Below are 19,008 nucleotides of genomic sequence, written 5' to 3'. Positions count from 1 at the left end.
ACAGCTATTTCCTTCTTTTTTTATTATTTTGTGGGCGTAAGAAAACGGAGTGCGTAATGCACTCCGTTTTCTTTTATACGAATTTTCTAAATATAACAAAATAATTGCAACACCGTAGCATCCGCCCATACATTTAAACGCAACTTCTATATATACAAAAGCAGTCGGGCGACAATGATTTGCATTTTGCAAACTGTCTGCCCGACCGAAATTTTCAATTTTCCATTTTCAATTTTACATTTAATTAAAACTTCCGCTCGGGCATAATATGTTTTTTGATATTTACAAACTATCTGCACGAATTGGGAACGGCGGCTCGCCGTGCGGGCGTCCAATGAACGCCCCTACAGAATTGTGCTAACAATTACAATACTACGCTCGGGCATAATATGTTTTTATTATTACATACTATCTTCCCGAACCGGGTGCAGCGACACGCTGCCGATCAATCTGTTTTTTGATTTTGTCAAAGGTTACACCGTATTTTTCGGCAATGTCTTTGGCATAGCTTACACCTTGAGGCGGAGCGATGAAAACCTTGAACGAACGCTGTCCGTTTTCGACACCTGTTACCAGACTTTCAATCTTGCTGTCGCCCTTTACGGTTGTGTTCACCTCGTCAAGATTGCGAGCCAAATCGTGCATATGGGTATTAAAAATCGCCCTTGTGCCGAGATATCGCATTGATTTTACAACATCACGGGCAATGTACAAGCCCTCGGCAACATTGGTTGTTGCAAGGCTTTCGTTGAGCAAAAGCAGGCTGTAACGGCTTGCCGAGGAGAAAATTTCGGCAAGTCTTTTGCTTTCTTCACCGAGTCTGCCTAGGTCAACGGTATCGTTTTCATCGGCAGGAAAATGCGTAAAAATGCTGTCGCATGGGCTGAATTTCATCTGCGTTGCAGGAACATATATTCCGTTCTGAGCAAGCAGAAACGCAAGTCCGACCGCCTGAGTAATCGTGGTTTTACCGCCACGGTTCGGACCTGTCAGAATGTAAATTCGCCTGTCATCGTTAAAATCAATATCGTTTGTGACAATATCCAAATTCTCACCGTTTGCAGATTTTATGCCGAGTTTGAGGTTGTAAACATCTCTAAGGCAGCAGTTTCTGTCCTCTTTCGGCAAAACTTCTGCCTTGCACAGCGGAAGATTTTTCTTTTTCATCTTATCACAAAGCTCTGCAAAACGAATATAGAAAATGATTTCGGGCATAAGCGAAACGAACGAGTAGCCGTTGACATTGACATATCTGTTGAGCATTGATTTTATGTCATTTACGGTTCTGCGAAGGATATCGGTCACAACATTTTTGAGTGCGTCAGACATAGGATCTGCGCCGGTCAGCGAGCTGTTCATAGTGTGGTTTACATCCTGCTGAGCACCAACAACGAATTGTCCCAGCCCGAACTGCGAGGTTGACGGATTGGACGGATGAAAGCTTAAAAATCCCGAAACATCGTTGCCGTGGTGCAGTTCGCTGTCACGGTTTGTAAACTTCATAAATCTTTTGAGAATACCGCTGTCGGTAAATTCCTTGTCATTGAGTGAGATTACACCCACACTCTTTGGGCGGAGCAAATCGTCAAGATTCACACCGAGTGTAATGCTCTTGAGCTTTTGAGCCTTTGCAAGCGTATCTATTATATCCTTTTTTAGTTCGGGAAAACCGCTGTCATTGTAAATTGCTTGAACACTTTTCTTGAGTTCAAGCAGTCCCTGCGACTTTACTTCAATTGTTTCAAGCGTGTTTTTTATTCTTGTAATGCAATCGACATAGCCGTCCATTTCACGAAGTCGGTTTACAAGCTGCCACAAGGAAGATGCCTCGGTATCCTTTTGAAAGCGCTCAATTTCACGCAAATCGTTCAGCTTTACAAGAAGTGCGGATAGATCATCACGAAGTTTTGGAAAACGAAGAAAATCCTCAAAAACATCGCAACGATATTTTATAACTTCCTCGTCATCCGTAATATTTATCAGCAGCTGCTTTATGCTGTTGCGTTCATACTGCTCTTTTGTGAGAGCGTCACATATATAATCAACCGACAAATCATTCAGCGCCTCTTTGTTGAGAGTTCTGTAGGATGCATTTGAATTTGTCGGGTGCAATAAGCTGAAATTTTCCATAATTCACCGCCGAAAAAATTTGCCGTATAACGGCTTTAATTGAATGATAGCACAAAAAATTTTTGTTTTCAACCGAGAAATCGAAAATTTGCACTTTGGCTGATTGTGTGATATCATAGCTGTGGAGCAGATTGCTCTCAAAAACAAAATAACGGTCGGGAGGATTGACTTATGGATAAAAAGATGCTTGACAGAATTAACGAGCTTGCAAAAAAGAAAAAGGAACAGGGACTTACCGAGGCTGAGCAAAAAGAACAGAAAGAGCTGTACAAAATTTATCTCGGCGAAATCCGCACACAGTTCAACGCAACACTTGACAATGTAAGCGTTGAAGAAAAGGACGGCACTGTAAAACCGTTCAAAGAGGCATACAAAAAGCCGTATGACAAAAACTGATTTTGTCATTCAGACAGAAGTCATGCGAAAATTTAATTACACAGTCAAACAAAAAAGCAGTTCCGATTTTGGAACTGCTTTTGTTTTATAAAGTTATTTAATTACTTGTATCTTCTTCCGCCCTTTTGGTTGTTCGTTGGAAGCTGAATTTCGGCAGTATCGTACTTACTGCGTCTTTCGGACTTTCTGCCTGAAGATGAGTAATCATCGGCATAATCATCGTTACTGCTGTAACGCTGTGGCTGTGCAGATTTGCTCTTTGGAGCGTTACTTCTGCCGCCGACTGTGACTCTCTTCTTTCTGTTGAGAACAGTTGAAATTACAAAGTACGCAATGCCTGCAACACCGAGTGAGAGTAAAACGAGTGAAACATAGAACATCCAATGACCGTTGTCACCCTTGCTGTTATTGTTCTTGATGAAGTTAAAGTCATCACCGTCAGAACCCGATGTGTCGGTATTTTTAAGATTTTTTGCGATATCCGACCAGTCGTTGCTTGAAAGAGTTTTTTCGTCAATGTTATCGTCAGACTTGATGAGCGACGCTGACGGAGCAGTATTTGACGGAGCAACATAGGACTGACCGCCGCCTACATATGACGGCTCAGAGTAGTAGTAAGTCTGACTGCTGCTGTAATTATTGTCATAACTGTTATTGTTGTAGTCATAGCTACTGTCATAGTTATAGCTGTTGTCATATGACGAATCACTTGACGAATAGCCGGGATCTACATATGATGAACTGTCCGACGAGTCCGGATACACAGGATCGGGCTGCGGCTGCGGCTCCGGCTCCGGTGATGGTTCCGGTTCCGGTTCGGGCTCAGGCTCCGGCTCTACGGGATCAACAATAACGCTTGAATCTCCGCCGGGATCAACCTCCTCACCGACTGCCGATACGGAAAAGCTCACAGCAGAAATGCTCAAAAGTGCCGTCAGAAAAATTGCGCAAAGCTTTGAATGTTTTTTCATAAAAGCCCCTTTCTTCAGAATAATCTGAAAATGCGTCTGTTGTATGTCCGATATCAATTATTTTGAGCTTTTATCGGATGCCGATGTTGTTGACGCCGATGTTGTAGGCTCAACCGCAACGAAGAAGAGTTCGGGCTTATACTTGTCAATAACCGAAGTGTTTTCTTCATACTTGAGTTTCTCTGCAAGACTGTCAATGTACTTTGAAAATTCGTCTGACTTCATTGACGCAAGTACACCGGCTCTGTTTGATTCGTTGCCGATATAGCTGTCAACATCCTTGTTGACGTCTTTCTTATAAACGAGATAGTAGATTGCGCTGTCGCCGCTGCCAACCTTGAGAGTTTCAGCCTTGCCTGTTTCAAGCTTGCCGATAGCCTTTTTAAGCTCGTCACCGATTGAGCTCTTGTCGAGAACTTCTACATTTGAAACAGAAGAATCTGTTCCCGAACCGCTTGACTTCTTGTATGATGCAATAACATCATCAAAAGAACCGCCCTTGTTAAGGTCATTCTTGTAGCCGTTAAGCTGATCCTCAACCTTCTTGATTTCCTTGTCGCTCATTGCAACATTCTTTGATGAACCTGCCTCATCTTTTGTTGATGTATAAAGGTTCACGGGAAGATATGAGTAGTCCGTATAGTTTTCCTTGAAATACTTTGTAAGGTCGGCGTCGGAAACTTCCTTTGAACCGCCCTTGCCGTAAACTGCTTTGAAAAGAGCCTCATACTTTGTGTTGTAGAGAGTTGTGCAGTATGCAAAGCTGTCGAGTGAAACGCCGTACTTTTCATACTGCTTCTTCATCGGCATTACATAACCCTGTGACGCATACGGGCCGACATTCCAGTATGTTTCAGCCTGACTTGTTGCGGAGTCAAGAGTTGCCTGACCGATGTTTACATTTTCCTTTTTAAGCTGTTCGTCAACTACGAGGTAGCTGAGGCACATTTTCTTAGCCTGATCTTTAATCCACTCTCTTGCAACCTGCTCGTTGCCGTCATCGTCCTTGATTTTTTCATCAAGCCACTTGTCAGATGTCGAATCATAATCGTCAAGCTTTTTAGCAAATGACTCAGCCTGACTGTAAGCTGCATTGAGTGAGTAGATATAAACGCCGATGGCAAGCTCGTTATCGCTTGTCTTATACGACCATTCTTTGTTAAGAGTTGTGGGTGTACAACCTGCAATTGCAAAAACTGAGAACATCATAACAATTGCAAGTAAAAATGAACCAACCTTGATATTAGGCTTCATAGTTTTTTACCGTCCTTCTGAAAAATTAAATGCAAAGTGTCCTGCAAACACACTTTCACAGGATAATGTACCTTACGATTATACACAAAAAAATCGTCATTGTCTACATTTTTATAAAATTTTGTTGAGAATTTCCACCGAAAAACAGCGTTTTTGTACTTTCGGGGGATTTTTTCTTAACAAATTACGGTTTCATGCCGTAAAATTACTGCACACCGAAAATTTTGGTGAGGATTTCAAGCGGAGCGGAACTGTTTTTGCACTCAACCGCAACGCACGGTTTTGCTCCGGCAACAAGCTTTGCCTTTCCGCCCAAAGCAATGAGCAAGTCGGCAACCTGAGGGGATTTGAGTTCGTTTACAAAGAGCATGAGTGTTGTGCCGTTCTGTCTGATTTCGTAAATGCCCATTGAGTAAGCCTTGTTACGCACAAGGGCAATGTCGATAAGTCCGAGAACCGAGTTCGGAATCTTGCCGAATCTGTCCTGCAGCTCGTCAATAACATCGTCTGCGTCCTCGTTACTGCGGATATCGGCAATTCTGCGGTAAACATCAAGACGAAGTGTAAGACTTTCAACATAGCTTTCGGGAATATGAGCGTCAACCGAAATATCAATAAGACAGTCGAGGTCTTTTGTGACATTCTGCTCGCCCTTTTCCTCGCTTACTGCCTCATCAAGAAGCTTGAGGTACATATCGTAACCGACCGATTCCATATGCCCGTGCTGTTGTGCGCCCATAATATTGCCCGCACCTCGCAGTTCAAGGTCACGCATTGCAATGCGGAAGCCGCTGCCGAATTCTGTAAATTCCCTGATTGCGGCAAGCCTTTTCTGCTGAATCTCCGTGAGAACCTTGTTCCGTCTGAAGGTAAAGTAGGCATATGCCCTTCGTGAACTTCTGCCCACACGGCCTCTGAGCTGATGCAACTGCGAAAGTCCCATACAGTCGGCATTTTCTATAATAAGGGTGTTGGCATTCGGCAAATCGACACCCGTTTCGATAATTGTCGTGCAGACAAGCACATCAATCTCCTGTTCAAGCATCTGTCGCCAAACTTCGCTGAGTTCGCCCTCTTTCATTTTGCCGTGACCGATTGCGATTTTTGCCTCGGGAACAGCCTCCTGAATTTTTGCGGCACATGAAGAAATTGTTTCAACATTGTTGTGAAGATAGAACACCTGACCGCCACGGCGGAGCTCACGGCGGATTGCCTCGTTGATAACCGCATCATCGTGTTCAAGCACATAGGTCTGAACAGGCTGACGGTTTGTCGGTGCTTCTTCGATAACGCTCATATCACGCAGACCGCTCATCGCCATATTGAGGGTTCTCGGAATAGGAGTAGCCGAAAGCGTAAGAACATCGACATTTTTGCACAATTCCTTGAATCTCTCCTTTTGAGCAACACCGAAACGCTGTTCCTCATCTATGATTGCAAGTCCGAGGTCACGGAATTCAACATCCTTCTGCACCAGTCTGTGAGTTCCGACAATCATATCAATTTCTCCTCGCTTTAGCTTTTGGAGAATTTCTTTCTGCTGTTTTGCTGTACGGAATCTTGAAAGCAGTTCCACACGAACGGGATAGCCCTCAAAACGCTTGATTACCGTCTGATAATGCTGCCATGCGAGAATTGTTGTGGGGCAGAGCAATGCGCATTGCTTTGAATCTGCAATACACTTAAAAGCGGCACGGAGTGCAACCTCTGTTTTGCCGAATCCGACATCACCGCAGAGAAGTCTGTCCATCGGCGACGAACGCATCATGTCATGCTTGATTTCCTCACAACAACGCAACTGGTCGGGAGTTTCGTCATATTCAAAGCTGAGTTCAAAATCTCTCTGCCACTCGTTATCAGCCGAAAAGGCATAGCCCTTGGCTTTCATACGCTGTGAGTAAAGCTCAATAAGCTCCTTGGCAATGTCCTTGACAGAGGTTTTAACCCTTGCCTTTGCCTTTTGCCAGTCGCCCGAACCGAGTCGGTTAAGCTTAACCCTTGAATCCTCTTTCGGTCCTATATATTTTGCAACCATATCAAGCTGTGTGACAGGCACATAAAGCACATCGCCCTTTGCGTAGTCAATCTTGATATAGTCCTTTATAACTCCGTGAGTATCAATTTTTCTTATACCGCCGAACACACCGATACCGTGAACATTGTGTACAACATAATCACCGGGGGCAAGCTCTGAAAGGCTGTAAATTTCCTGTCCCGTCTTTTTCTTCTTCTTTTTGGACTTTTCGGGACGGTACGAAACCTGACTGTAGGTTATTGCAAAAAACTTTTGTGACGGATACTCAAAGCCCGCACTCAATGCACCCTGCATAACAAGCAGTTCGCCCTTTGAAATCTTATCCGCACCCTCGCTGTAAACAGCGTTTATGCCGTCTGCGTTAAAGGTGTCACAAAGATTTTTGGCGGCTCTTTCTGTTCCTGCAAATATAACGCCCTTGCTTTCGGGGGTAAAAAGTCCGTCAACATCTTCTTTTAGCTGTTTATACGAACCGCCCCATGCCGAGAGCTGTTTTGTTGAAAAGCTGATGATTTCCGACAGCTTGATAGGCATACTTCCGTGAACAAAGTTTTCAAGCACGATTGTTCCGTGACTTTGCAAAAACTCGGTACATTCGTTGAATGTGAGCGCAAAGCGGTCAAAACCTCTGCAAAGAGTTCCGTCCTCAAAGCCTTGCATAAGGGTTTCATTGCTGATAAAGTCCATTGATTTTCCCCGTTCCTGAATTGCAGTAAATTCAGATGCAAAAACGAGGGTGTTTCTGTCGAGATAATCAAAAAGCGACTCGGGTTTATCGTAAATCTGATTGATAAATTTGTCCGCATTGGCAATCATTGCACCGCTGCGGATAAGCTGTGCCTCTGAAAAAAGTTTTTCCTTGGCTTTGGCGCTGTTCTTGGAACGGAGGAGCTTTGCCTTGTGTTCAATTTTATCTGCAAGGGCGGCTCTGTCCTCAATTACGATTTCGGTTGAGGGCGAAAGCGTAATTTTGTCAGCCTTTTTAAATCTTCTCTGTGTTTCAATGTCAAAATAGCTGAGGTCGGTAATTTCATCGCCCCAAAATTCACATCTCACGGGATAGTCGCTGTCGGGCATAAAGAAGTCGAGAATACCACCTCTCAGAGAAAACTGACCGCTGCCCTCTACCGCATCAAAGCGTTCGTAGCCGAGCAGAGTAAGTGCCTTTGTCGCCTTTTCAAGCGAGAGCTCCCTGCCCTCTTCAAATTCAATAACCGACTGTTCAAGCACATTTCTCGGAACGGTAAGCTGTGCCGCCGCATCAACACACGCAATTGCAACATCACATTCGTGGTTGATAAGCTTGAGCAAAACTTTAAGTCTTGCGTGCTCGTACTCGTGCGAACGGCTCTGAAAGTCAAGAAAGTTGAAGTCACGCACTGGATAAACATAGGCGCGAAGTCCCATGCACGAAAGGTCGTTGCACAAAGTTTGCGCCTCTTTTTCATCGGACGCAAGACAAAATGCCGTGACGCCCTTGAGGCGGCACAGCGCATAGATGATATTTGATTTGTTAATTGTTGAAAGTCCCGAAGCACAGACCGCTCTGCCCGGCTTGACATTCTTTTCAAGCGTTTTGAAAACGGGTGACTCTTTGAGGACATCAACAAGAAAGTTGAGATTATTCATTTCTTTGTCCCTTTTCAGTTGAACAAATTCATAGCACGGTCGGTTTTGCCGTCAATAATCAGCTCGATTGCTTTTTCGGCATTGTCAAAAATTTCATCAAGCTTTTTCATTTCATCGGGAGTGAACTTTGAAAGCACCCAGTCGGCAAGGTCCCAGTCGGGATTTGGCTTTGCGCCTATGCCAACCTTGATGCGGGGGAATTTATCGCTTCCGCTGAGATAGATGATACTGCGCATTCCCCTTTGACCGCCGTCACTGCCCTTTGAACGGATACGCATTTTTCCGACATCAAGCGAAATGTCATCAAAAATTACAATGACATTTTCGGGTGGGATTTTGTAGAAGTTCATCGCCTCAACAACTGCCTGACCGCTGTTGTTCATATATGTTGTGGGTTTCATCAGCATAACTTTTGCGCCGTTTACAGTGCAAGTGCCGATAAAGCTTTTGTATTTTATTTTGTTCACATCACAACCGAGCTTGTCGGCAATGCGGTCAATTGCAAGCCAGCCTGCGTTGTGACGAGTGTTTTCGTATTTTCTGTCGGGGTTGCCGAGTCCCACTACAATGTACTCGATTGAACCCGTTGATTTGTTTTTTCCGAACATATCCGTTTTCCTCTTATTTATATTATATGTATTCTGAAATTTAAATTAACCTTTTCCGAAGCTTACAACAACCCAGTCATCGTTGCCGAGATGATAAGCATTTCCGCAATACGGGCAGTTGCGTTCTCTTGTTGCGTCAAAGCTTGCGCCGCAGCTTTTACAGGTTACTTTTTTCATTGTGAAAACTCCGTCATCCATGGCGTTCACACTTCTGCAAACGGTAAGTCTGAACTTTTCGTTTTTAACCCTAAATGAAGAATTTTTGTTTTTCACGGTCGTTGCGTAAACGGTCATATCAACATAGCAACATCCGTTTGTGACATTGAATGAATTAAGCTTTGACACTCCTCTGTACTTGATGTCAACAATATCTCCGAAAGGATTTTTCATCGGATTGCCCTCATAGACTGCGAGGTTTGTGTAATCATCGCTGAAAATCATAATCTTGAGCAAAGCAAGCACCTTGCCGATAAAGTATTCATATGAGAAGTTGGGATTAACCTCTTTCATAAGCCACGGAAGTCTTTTCTGACAATTGAAGTGCGGACCTATCATAGGAATGCTCTTTGCCGCACCGACAAAAAGTCCGAAAAGCGTTTTTAATGCCCATGCAAGGTACCCCGCCAAAAGTCCGCCGAGCAGTACGGGGATTGCTCTTATGCCGATTTCATAGACCATATTTGCGGTTGCGGGATCAAAAGTTCCGTCCTTTACAACCACCCATACCGTAAATGCCGCAACGGCGGCAATTCCGCCGAGAAGGTACGGTGCAAGCACCTTTTTCGTTGACTTGTTCGCAAGCGAATAGGTTTTTACAAAGTAGAAGTTTGTAACCTTCGGGAACAAATCGTCCATAATAAAGCGAGTTTTGCAGTTTTTACAACCGTTGAGAAGCTCTCTTACACTGCTTACCGCACCGCAGTTCGGACACGAACACGCAACCTCGGAATTTTGGTTTTCAAGCCTTGTAATCATTGTGTAAAAGAAAAATCTGTCCTTGATTTTTTTCTTTTTCTTTCCGTCTTTAAAGTATTTCTCCGTAACCTCATATGTCTTTGACGCAATGTTACTCTTACATTCGCCCATATCGTAGGCAGTACAAGCATTTATGGGGACTTCATTCTTCACCGTTTCCTTATCGGTAAAAGCGGTCTGAATCTTTACACCCTTTTCGTCAAGTCTTTTCTTCTGTAGGTCAAGCGCAAAGTCGAGGTCGATTGACGCAATATCCGGATTTTTGCCCTCATTGCACCACAATTCGTACTCATCGACAAAGCGGTTCATTATTTTGTTATCTGAATCGGAGCCGTAAACTATACCAAACAAAATTAAATCACCCTCACATATTGTACCGTTTTATTCCTGAAAAATTTGCAGTAAAACAGCGAAATGGCGGGTTAGTTAAAACCCGCCTGTTTAATTACATAATTAAATTGTTCGCCTATCAACCGAAAGCGGCTGTGAACGGCTTGTCGTTGTAGATTCTTGCGATAGTCTCTGCAAATGTAGGAGCAACAGGAAGAATTGTGAACTTGTCAATCATCTTTTCCTTCGGAACAGGAATTGTGTCAAGAAGAACAACTTCTTTGATTGCGCTGTTCTGGATTCTCTCGATTGCAGGACCGGAAAGAACTGCATGAGTAGCGCAAGCGTAAACCTCTGTTGCACCGCCCTTTTCAACGATAGCGTTGGCAGCGTTGCAGAGAGTACCTGCTGTGTCAATCATATCGTCAACAAGGATAACCTTCTTACCCTTAGCGTCACCGATGATGTTCATAACCTCACAAACATTAGCCTTTGGTCTTCTCTTGTCGATAATAGCAAGACCTGTGCCGATTTTTGAAGCGAAGTTTCTTGAACGAGTTACAGAACCGAGGTCGGGAGATACAACGATATAATCATCATTTTTGCCGCCGATTTTCTCTCTCATATGGTTTGCGAGAAGTGATGCGCCCTGAAGGTGGTCAACAGGAATGTTGAAGAAGCCCTGAATCTGATTTGCGTGAAGATCCATTGTAAGCACACGGTCAGCACCTGCACAGGTGATGATGTCTGCACAAAGCTTAGCCGAGATCGGATCTCTTGCCTTAGCTTTTCTGTCCTGTCTTGCATAGCCGAAGTATGGCATAACAACAGTGATTCTTGCAGCGGATGCACGCTTCATGGCATCAATCATTATGAGCATTTCCATAAGATTGTCGTTGACGGGAGCACAGGTTGACTGAACAATAAAGCAGTCGCTGCCACGAACAGATTCGTGAAGAGAAACAGAGATTTCGCCGTCTGAGAACTGTGTACAGTCACTCTTACCAAGCGGCAGACCAAGACAGCCTGCAATTCCCTGAGCTACATCAACATTTGAACTGCCGGTGAAAATTTTAATGTCCTTACCGTGAAAATTCATTGCAATAACTCCTTTGAATTTTAATGTGTGTAGTATATGTTTACCAATGATTAACCGAGCAATTAACAGCTGTAACCCTTTGCTCTTGCAATTTCGTTAAGCTGTTCAAGCTGAGCCGGATCATTTGCACCCAGAACCGTATCACTGCACTGAGCCGTGAATGCTCCGACCTTTCTTCCGTCCTCAAGCAAAAGCTTGATTGCGTCGGGAAGATAATATTCCTTTGCGCTGTTATCCGACTTGATTCTGTCGAGAACCGAAAGAAGAAGCTGACAATCAAACCAGAAACCGCCCGAGTTTACCTCATTTATTTTGAGAGTTTCCTCATCGGCGTCTTTCTGCTCAACAATTGCACGCAGATTTCCGTTTTCGTCACGGACAATTCTGCCGTAACCTGTCGGATCGTCAACCTTTGCGGAAATAACCGTTGCGGCACAACCGTTCTCAATATGAGCCTTCAGGGAATCCTCAATAGTCTTGCTGTCCATAAACGGAGCGTCGCCGTTGAGAATAACAACATTGCCGCTGTGCTTTTTAAGGAAATCCTTTGCCATCATCACAGCGTGACCTGTTCCGAGTCTTTCAGCCTGAAACACGCTTTCAACGGAAAAATCGAGGGTTGAAAGATACTCTTCGACACACTCTTTTTTAAAGCCCTTGACAACACAGATGTCGTCAATACCGGCTTTCCTTAAAGCTGACATAACCCAGCAAAGCATCGGTCTGCCGAGCACCTCCGACAATGTTTTCGGTTTGTCGGATTTCATTCTTTTGCCCTCGCCGCCTGCGAGGATAACGGCACAATTCTTCATTTTTTCTCCTTTTATCTGTGACAAAACAACAAAGATGCAGACAGTCCTGTCACAAGGCACTCGTTCATACCATAATATTATCTCACAAAAATCACAAAATTCAAGAGAAAATTACAAAAATCGGGCAAAAAAAGGCATTTTAAACGATTTATACAATATTGTCGAAAATAAAACTCGTTTTTTATAAGAAAAAAGTTTGAAAAAAATATAGCTATTTTGACCAAAGTTTGTTATAATATTCGATAGGCTTATACAAGCAGGCAGGTTTTACCAAGGGGTAAGTCTGCCACAGCCGTATATCTTAATTTATTTTTTTAGGAGGATTACCAGTTATGGCAAACAAATGGGTTTACCTTTTTACAGAAGGTAATGCTAACATGCGTGAGCTCCTCGGCGGTAAGGGTGCCAACCTTGCAGAAATGACAGGTCTTGGACTTCCTGTACCACAGGGCTTCACAATTACAACAGAAGCTTGTACTCAGTATTATGAGGACGGCAGAGAAATCAACGCTGAAATTCAGGCTCAGATCAACGAGTACATCGAGAAGATGGAAGAGATCACAGGCAAGAAGTTTGGCGACAAGGAGAACCCCCTCCTCGTTTCAGTTCGTTCAGGTGCTCGTGCTTCAATGCCGGGTATGATGGATACAATCCTTAACCTCGGTCTTAACGAAGATGTTGTTGAAGTTATCGCTAAGAAGTCAAACAACCCTCGTTGGGCTTGGGACTGCTACAGAAGATTCATTCAGATGTATTCCGATGTAGTTATGGAAGTAGGTAAGAAATATTTTGAAGAGCTCATCGACAAGATGAAGGCTGAGAGAGGCGTTACTTATGACGTAGAGCTTACAGCTGACGATCTTAAGGAGCTTGCAGGCCAGTTTAAGGCTGAATACAAAGAGAAAATCGGTCAGGACTTCCCTGACGATCCTAAGGAACAGCTCATGGGCGCAGTTAAGGCTGTATTCCGTTCATGGGACAACCCTCGTGCAAACGTTTACCGTCGTGACAACGATATCCCTTATTCATGGGGTACTGCCGTTAACGTACAGTCAATGGCATTCGGTAACATGGGCGACGATTGCGGTACAGGTGTTGCATTTACAAGAGATCCTGCTACAGGTGAGAAGAAGCTCATGGGTGAGTTCCTCATCAACGCACAGGGCGAAGACGTAGTTGCAGGTGTTCGTACTCCTATGCCAATCGCTAAGATGGCTGAAGAGTTCCCGGAAGCTTTCGAGCAGTTCCAGAATGTTTGTCAGACACTTGAAAACCACTACAGAGATATGCAGGACATGGAGTTCACTGTTGAAAACAAGAAGCTCTATATGCTCCAGACAAGAAACGGTAAGAGAACAGCTCAGGCTGCTCTTAAAATTGCTTGTGACCTCGTTGACGAGGGCATGAGAACAGAAGAAGAAGCTGTTGCAATGATCGATCCTCGTAACCTTGACACACTTCTTCACCCACAGTTCGATGCTGCTGCTCTTAAGGCTGCTACACCAATCGGTAAGGGTCTCGGCGCTTCTCCTGGTGCTGCTTGCGGTAAGATCGTATTCACAGCCGAAGATGCTGAAAACTGGAACGCTAAGGGCGAAAAGGTTGTTCTCGTTCGTCTTGAAACTTCACCTGAGGACATCACAGGTATGAAGGCTTCACAGGGTATCCTCACAGTTCGTGGCGGTATGACATCACACGCTGCCGTTGTTGCTCGTGGTATGGGTACATGCTGTGTATCAGGTTGCGGCGACATCGCAATGGACGAGGCTAACAAGAAGTTCACACTCGCAGGCAAGGAATTCCACGAGGGTGACTACATTTCAATCGACGGTTCTACAGGTAACATCTACGACGGCGTTATCCCAACAGTTGACGCTACAATCGCAGGTGAGTTCGGCAGAATCATGGCTTGGGCTGACAAGTACAGAACTCTTAAGGTTAGAACAAACGCTGATACACCTGCTGACGCTAAGAAGGCTCGTGAGCTCGGTGCTGAAGGTATCGGTCTTTGCCGTACAGAGCATATGTTCTTTGAAGAGGACAGAATCGCTGCATTCAGAGAGATGATCTGCTCAGATACAGTTGAAGAAAGAGAAGCTGCTCTTGACAAGATTCTTCCTTATCAGCAGGGCGACTTTGAGGCTCTTTATGAGGCACTCGAAGGCAATCCTGTAACAATCAGATTCCTTGATCCGCCGCTTCACGAGTTCGTTCCTACAGAGGAAGCTGACATCGAGAAGCTCGCAGCTGCTCAGGGTAAGAGCGTTGAAGACATTAAGACAATCATCGCTTCACTCCACGAGTTCAACCCAATGATGGGTCACCGTGGTTGCCGTCTTGCAGTAACATATCCTGAAATTGCAAAGATGCAGACAAAGGCAGTTATCCGTGCTGCTATCAATGTTCAGAAGGCACACGCAGACTGGACAGTTGAGCCTGAAATCATGATTCCGCTCGTATGCGATGTTAAGGAACTCAAGTTCGTTAAGAAGGTTGTTGTTGAAACAGCTGACGCTGAAATCGCTGCTGCAGGCATCGACCTCAAGTACGAAGTTGGTACAATGATCGAAATCCCAAGAGCTGCTCTTACAGCTGATGAGATTGCTACGGAAGCTGACTTCTTCTGCTTCGGTACTAACGACCTTACACAGATGACATACGGCTTCTCAAGAGATGACGCAGGTAAGTTCCTCAACGCTTACTATGATGCTAAGATCTTCGAGAACGATCCGTTCGCTAAGCTTGACCAGACAGGCGTTGGCAAGCTCATGGAAACAGCTATCAAACTCGGTAAGCCTGTAAACAACAAGCTCCATGTTGGTATCTGCGGTGAGCACGGCGGCGATCCTTCTTCTGTTGAGTTCTGCCACAAGATCGGTCTTGACTATGTATCATGTTCACCGTTCCGTGTTCCGATTGCTCGTCTTGCTGCTGCTCAGGCTGCTATCGCAAACAAGTAATCCACACAGGATGTATTGACAGGTAACTTAATACAAGTTTATTCCTGATATAAATTTGACCTTGCAGATTTTACTCTGCAAGGTCTTTTTATGTCTTATAAAAATCTTTAAAGGTTTCCCACAATTTATATAACGGCGTATTTTGAAAATTTTTATTGTTTTTGCAAAATCTATTGATTTTATATTTGTTCTTGGGTATAATAATACCAAATCACGATTTAGTAAATCAAGATTAGATAGTACAAGAGGTGTTTTTATGTTTATAGGCAGAGAAACCGAGCTAAAATTTCTGAACGATAAATACAATTCAGATGGCGGACAGCTTGTAGTTTTGTATGGCAGACGGCGTGTCGGCAAAACGGAAACCTTAAGAGAATTTTGCAAAGAAAAACCACATGTATTCTTTTCCTGTACTCAGACAACCGACAGGGTGCAACTTCAAAAATTTTCAAAACAAATATTAAAAGAAAACATTCCCGCAAAAAACTACATTACCGAATTTGCCGATTGGGAAAAAGCTTTCGGCGCTGTTCTCGATTTGCCGTATGGGGATAAAAAGAAACTCTTTATCATAGATGAATTCCCGTATATGTGCAAAGGGAACAAGAGCATTCCTTCTATTCTGCAAAATTTGTGGGATACACAACTTCGGGATTCAAATGTTATGATTGTTTTGTGCGGCAGTGCAATGAGTTTTATTGAAAAGGAAATTCTTGCCGAAAAAAATCCGCTCTACGGTCGTGCTACCGGAATTTACAAAATGAAAGAAATGGGATTTTACGATGCAGCTAAATTCTTTACCGCATATTCCGAACGGGACAAAGTTATTGCTTATTCTGTTCTTGGCGGTATTCCCCACTATTTAAGGCAATGGAATCCGAAACTAACTATTGAAGAAAATATTAAACAAAACATTTTGACCAAAGGTTGTGTTCTATACAGCGAGGTTGATTTTCTTCTTCATCAGGAACTTCGGGAAACGCCTGTATATAACTCTATCATTGAAGCGGTAGCACTTGGAAATACAACTTTAAACAATATCAGTCAAAAGTCACTCATTGAGGATACTTCCAAAACAAGCGTTTATTTAAAAAATCTGATTGAACTCGGCATTGTGGAACGAGAATTTTCTGTTGATGCAAAGATAAAAGAACAGGCAAACGGTAACAGAGGAACATATAAATTAACAGATAACTTCTTCCGATTCTGGTATGCATTCGGTTTTGCAAATTTTTCACAGCTTGAGGACGGCGATGTTGACGGCGTTTACGAATATATTGTAAAGCCCGAACTCCATGAATTTGCATCAGTCGCATTTGAAGATGTTTGCCGTGAGTTTGTTCGGAAAATGCAGAAAAATAACGAACTGCCGTTCCGATATTCCAAAATGGGACGGTGGACAGGAAAGACAACAATAAGGGATAAAAACACAGCAAACGGACTTAGAATCGGAGAAACAGAAATAGATATTTTATGTATCGACCAAAAAGCAGAAAATTATTTAGTTGGGGAATGCAAATTCAAAAAAGAAGCATTTACCTATGCAGAATATCTGAACACACTTGCAAAATTAACACCATTGAAGGAAAAGGCACAGTTTTATTATGCATTGTTCTCTGAAAACGGTTTTGATAAAAAAATAACAGCCGATACAAAATCAAGTGGCACACTTCTCTTTTCCCTTGAACAAATTGTCAATTACAGTTGACATATATTTTGAATTAACCTAAAAACCGCTCTCGAATATGAGGTATAATAATAGCAAAAATATAATTAAGCCTAAGCGTTTGCAGAGTGCTTTTTATAAGAATTTATATTCACACACAAAAAATGACAAGCTGAGATTTTTCAACTTGTCATTTTTATTTTTGGTCATGGTTATTTAATTATTTGAATGGTTTTGCAAAGCTGCAAAATTTATTAACATAGCTTGATTAAAATTTTAATCAGGATTTTATGCATTTACATAAGAAATTATCACATTAAGATGTAACGGAAAATCTGCTTTCACACGCTTTTCTATGAGCTTCTTCTCTGCGTCTGTTTTTGTATCCGAAATTTTAATGTCCACACGGTTTCTTGTGGGAGCTTCAGCAATTGTAAAATTTTCCACACCGTAACCTCTGACAATTCTTTTGAAATCGTCGGGAGTGCATTTTCCGCCGACCTTCTGCTCAGATATTTTAAGCATTTCCCTTCGTTTTTCAAGCGGATAATCGGCATTGATTTTACCGACAAATCTTTCCCTTTCGGTAATTCCGCAGTTTTCCGCTGTGTCAATAAACAACTCCCGTTCCATAGTTTCAAGCATATCAAATTCCGTGTTCAAACCCTCTGCATATGCCAAAAGTTCCGCTCTGATATTTGATTTTGCCGTAACTTTGTAAAGCCCCGTACTTTCTAATTTGGTTTTCATCGAATCAAAGCTGTTCATCACTTCACCCCAATCGTAACTGTACCGACAGTAAAACATTGCGACTTTGCCACCGTCACATCCTGCATATCCGTGTTCCAGTTGTAGTTGGTTATACAACCCGTGTCAATCAGTCTTGCGCCGAGTTCCGACAATCTGAATGTTCCGCCGATAGGGATTGAATTCACATATTCCGCAAAGGCATTTTTGAGCAACTCCTTGACTTCACCTGAAGAATATCCGTCCTCCGCATAGGCAACAACGCTCATATTGCAGGCGGTACGCTGGGCATTCGACACAATAACATCAACATTAAGCTCTCTCTGCTTTTCCAAAAGCGACTGAACCCTTGCAACAACATTCGTACCCAATGATGCATCCGCACCCGTAACATAGACATTAACCGTACCTACGCCCCTCGCTTTGCCGATGGCACTCGCCTTTGCAACACCGTCAACCGTGAGTGCAAGCTGTTCGTAATATGCCGCATTCGTGCCGTTGGAGGTGTTTATATATGTATCTCTTATGCGTTTGCGAAGTTCATCGTCCGTTTCGGCATCGCAACCGCCCGTAAATTTCTCACGGTTTGTAACCGTTTCAATCTCTGTCGGCACACTCACGGGAACAACCGCACAACCAAGCCCGATATTACCGTTACTTCCCGCCTGTTCAGCCTCGGCATAAACACTCACAAGCGTGTTGCCGGCACTGATTTCTTCATCCTCGGTCGTAACAAATCGTATCGGCACAAGGTCGGCAGTAGCCACAACACACCCCTTTGGAATTACAATATCGTGACTGCACGGCTGAGAAATATTGAAGGTAATTTCGCCCGTTGACTTCATCGCCTTTTTGCGTTCAATACCTCTCTGCGATGCGAGTTTATCAAGGCATTCACCGCTTGCGCTCACTGCAAACATCTGTCTTTTCCACCATTCAAGATTCGTCTGCAGCTTAAAAATCTCGCCGGCAAGCACCTTGAGCCTGATTGCAATGTCGCTCACCTCGTTAAAGCTGTCGCCCGTTTCCCGCTCATAGGCATTCTTCATTCTGCCGTAAATTTCATCATAGGTTTCCATTTATCTGCACCTCCCTTGTAATATCGTCAACCGTAAGGTCAATCGTAATCGTTTTGCCAACCGACTTAACGCTTGCATAGGTATTTTTCATTTTTGCAAGCGATTCATTGGCAAGCAGTTCAGTCTGCTTTGCCGAGAGTGTTTTGTCCTGCAAAAGCACCTTTGAACCTAAATTTCTGTCATAGACAAATCCGCCGAGTTTTGCCGAAATGCAAAGCACAGCCTGTTGGAATTTTGCGTCAGTCCCCTCAAGCAATACCGTATTGCCCGAAGAGCCGATAACGATATCACCGTTTTTAATCATCGTATCCCTCATA

Annotated in this window: 14 protein-coding genes; 3 read left to right on the top strand and 11 right to left on the bottom strand. The window is 43.5% G+C overall.

Features of this window, described 5'->3' with window-relative positions; genetic code table 11:
• Positions 1-408: 408 nt before the first annotated feature.
• Positions 409-2,130 (bottom strand): MutS-related protein, encoded by a 1,722-nt coding sequence (locus tag WMO31_RS06730; RefSeq protein WP_367999428.1) that lies wholly within the window; start codon positions 2,128-2,130, stop codon positions 409-411.
• Between the two features lie 171 nt (positions 2,131-2,301).
• Here WMO31_RS06730 and WMO31_RS06725 point away from each other — a divergent pair, with 171 nt between their 5' ends.
• Positions 2,302-2,526: a DUF896 domain-containing protein gene (locus WMO31_RS06725; protein ID WP_015522848.1), complete on the top strand. Its 225-nt coding sequence runs from the start codon at positions 2,302-2,304 to the stop codon at positions 2,524-2,526.
• Between the two features lie 101 nt (positions 2,527-2,627).
• Here the strand turns inward: WMO31_RS06725 and WMO31_RS06720 are convergent, their stop codons facing one another.
• The 7 genes from WMO31_RS06720 to WMO31_RS06690 form a co-directional block, all read right to left on the bottom strand.
• Positions 2,628-3,497: a hypothetical protein gene (locus WMO31_RS06720; RefSeq protein WP_367999427.1), complete on the bottom strand. Its 870-nt coding sequence runs from the start codon at positions 3,495-3,497 to the stop codon at positions 2,628-2,630.
• A 57-nt stretch (positions 3,498-3,554) separates the two neighbouring features.
• A complete protein-coding gene (locus WMO31_RS06715) occupies positions 3,555-4,751 on the bottom strand; it encodes a hypothetical protein (RefSeq protein WP_117847158.1) in 1,197 nt (398 codons plus the stop codon).
• A gap of 205 nt (positions 4,752-4,956) precedes the next feature.
• The gene (gene mfd, locus WMO31_RS06710) at positions 4,957-8,415 is read right to left on the bottom strand and encodes a transcription-repair coupling factor (protein ID WP_367999426.1); all 3,459 of its coding nucleotides are present in this window, start codon (positions 8,413-8,415) and stop codon (positions 4,957-4,959) included.
• 14 nt (positions 8,416-8,429) lie between these two features.
• A complete protein-coding gene (gene pth / locus WMO31_RS06705; RefSeq protein ID WP_046433105.1) occupies positions 8,430-9,023 on the bottom strand; it encodes an aminoacyl-tRNA hydrolase in 594 nt (197 codons plus the stop codon).
• A gap of 45 nt (positions 9,024-9,068) precedes the next feature.
• On the bottom strand, positions 9,069-10,349 hold the full coding sequence (locus tag WMO31_RS06700) for a hypothetical protein (RefSeq protein WP_367999425.1): 1,281 nt from the start codon (positions 10,347-10,349) through the stop codon (positions 9,069-9,071).
• Positions 10,350-10,467: 118 nt separating this feature from the next.
• Positions 10,468-11,427: a ribose-phosphate diphosphokinase gene (locus tag WMO31_RS06695; protein ID WP_367999424.1), complete on the bottom strand. Its 960-nt coding sequence runs from the start codon at positions 11,425-11,427 to the stop codon at positions 10,468-10,470.
• Between the two features lie 62 nt (positions 11,428-11,489).
• On the bottom strand, positions 11,490-12,239 hold the full coding sequence (locus WMO31_RS06690) for a sugar phosphate nucleotidyltransferase (protein WP_015522854.1): 750 nt from the start codon (positions 12,237-12,239) through the stop codon (positions 11,490-11,492).
• Positions 12,240-12,571: 332 nt separating this feature from the next.
• Here WMO31_RS06690 and ppdK point away from each other — a divergent pair, with 332 nt between their 5' ends.
• Complete coding sequence (gene ppdK, locus WMO31_RS06685) at positions 12,572-15,199, top strand: pyruvate, phosphate dikinase (protein WP_293641799.1); 2,628 nt, start codon at positions 12,572-12,574, stop codon at positions 15,197-15,199.
• A gap of 256 nt (positions 15,200-15,455) precedes the next feature.
• Positions 15,456-16,907 (top strand): ATP-binding protein, encoded by a 1,452-nt coding sequence (locus tag WMO31_RS06680; RefSeq protein ID WP_367999423.1) that lies wholly within the window; start codon positions 15,456-15,458, stop codon positions 16,905-16,907.
• 246 nt (positions 16,908-17,153) lie between these two features.
• Here WMO31_RS06680 and WMO31_RS06675 read toward each other — a convergent pair whose 3' ends face one another.
• The 3 genes from WMO31_RS06675 to WMO31_RS06665 are packed head-to-tail and all read right to left on the bottom strand — an operon-like array spanning position 17,154 to position 19,007.
• Entirely contained in the window at positions 17,154-17,633 is a 480-nt protein-coding gene (locus tag WMO31_RS06675; RefSeq protein ID WP_117519348.1) for a hypothetical protein, read from the bottom strand.
• Positions 17,633-18,691, bottom strand: a complete 1,059-nt coding sequence (locus WMO31_RS06670) for a baseplate J/gp47 family protein (protein ID WP_367999422.1) — start codon at positions 18,689-18,691, stop codon at positions 17,633-17,635. Before WMO31_RS06670 ends, WMO31_RS06675 begins: the two co-directional genes overlap by 1 nt.
• Positions 18,678-19,007, bottom strand: a complete 330-nt coding sequence (locus tag WMO31_RS06665; RefSeq protein WP_337612039.1) for a hypothetical protein — start codon at positions 19,005-19,007, stop codon at positions 18,678-18,680. Before WMO31_RS06665 ends, WMO31_RS06670 begins: the two co-directional genes overlap by 14 nt.
• Position 19,008: the final 1 nt, after the last annotated feature.

The sequence above is a fragment of the Ruminococcoides intestinale genome (assembly GCF_040095935.1).
Lineage (GTDB): Bacteria > Bacillota > Clostridia > Oscillospirales > Acutalibacteraceae > Ruminococcoides > Ruminococcoides intestinale.
The sequence above is the reverse complement of the archived record's forward strand: the minus strand, read 5'-3'. Positions and strand labels throughout refer to the sequence as shown.

Excerpts from the sequence above, each read along its gene's own strand:
- WMO31_RS06730 (WP_367999428.1), bottom strand. The coding sequence starts at position 2,130 with ATGGAAAATTTCAGCTTATTGCACCCGACAAATTCAAATGCATCCTAC.
- WMO31_RS06725 (WP_015522848.1), top strand. The coding sequence starts at position 2,302 with ATGGATAAAAAGATGCTTGACAGAATTAACGAGCTTGCAAAAAAGAAA.
- WMO31_RS06720 (WP_367999427.1), bottom strand. The coding sequence starts at position 3,497 with ATGAAAAAACATTCAAAGCTTTGCGCAATTTTTCTGACGGCACTTTTG.
- WMO31_RS06715 (WP_117847158.1), bottom strand. The coding sequence starts at position 4,751 with ATGAAGCCTAATATCAAGGTTGGTTCATTTTTACTTGCAATTGTTATG.
- mfd (WP_367999426.1), bottom strand. The coding sequence starts at position 8,415 with ATGAATAATCTCAACTTTCTTGTTGATGTCCTCAAAGAGTCACCCGTT.
- pth (WP_046433105.1), bottom strand. The coding sequence starts at position 9,023 with ATGTTCGGAAAAAACAAATCAACGGGTTCAATCGAGTACATTGTAGTG.
- WMO31_RS06695 (WP_367999424.1), bottom strand. The coding sequence starts at position 11,427 with ATGAATTTTCACGGTAAGGACATTAAAATTTTCACCGGCAGTTCAAAT.
- WMO31_RS06690 (WP_015522854.1), bottom strand. The coding sequence starts at position 12,239 with ATGAAGAATTGTGCCGTTATCCTCGCAGGCGGCGAGGGCAAAAGAATG.
- ppdK (WP_293641799.1), top strand. The coding sequence starts at position 12,572 with ATGGCAAACAAATGGGTTTACCTTTTTACAGAAGGTAATGCTAACATG.
- WMO31_RS06680 (WP_367999423.1), top strand. The coding sequence starts at position 15,456 with ATGTTTATAGGCAGAGAAACCGAGCTAAAATTTCTGAACGATAAATAC.
- WMO31_RS06675 (WP_117519348.1), bottom strand. The coding sequence starts at position 17,633 with ATGAACAGCTTTGATTCGATGAAAACCAAATTAGAAAGTACGGGGCTT.
- WMO31_RS06670 (WP_367999422.1), bottom strand. The coding sequence starts at position 18,691 with ATGGAAACCTATGATGAAATTTACGGCAGAATGAAGAATGCCTATGAG.
- WMO31_RS06665 (WP_337612039.1), bottom strand. The coding sequence starts at position 19,007 with ATGAGGGATACGATGATTAAAAACGGTGATATCGTTATCGGCTCTTCG.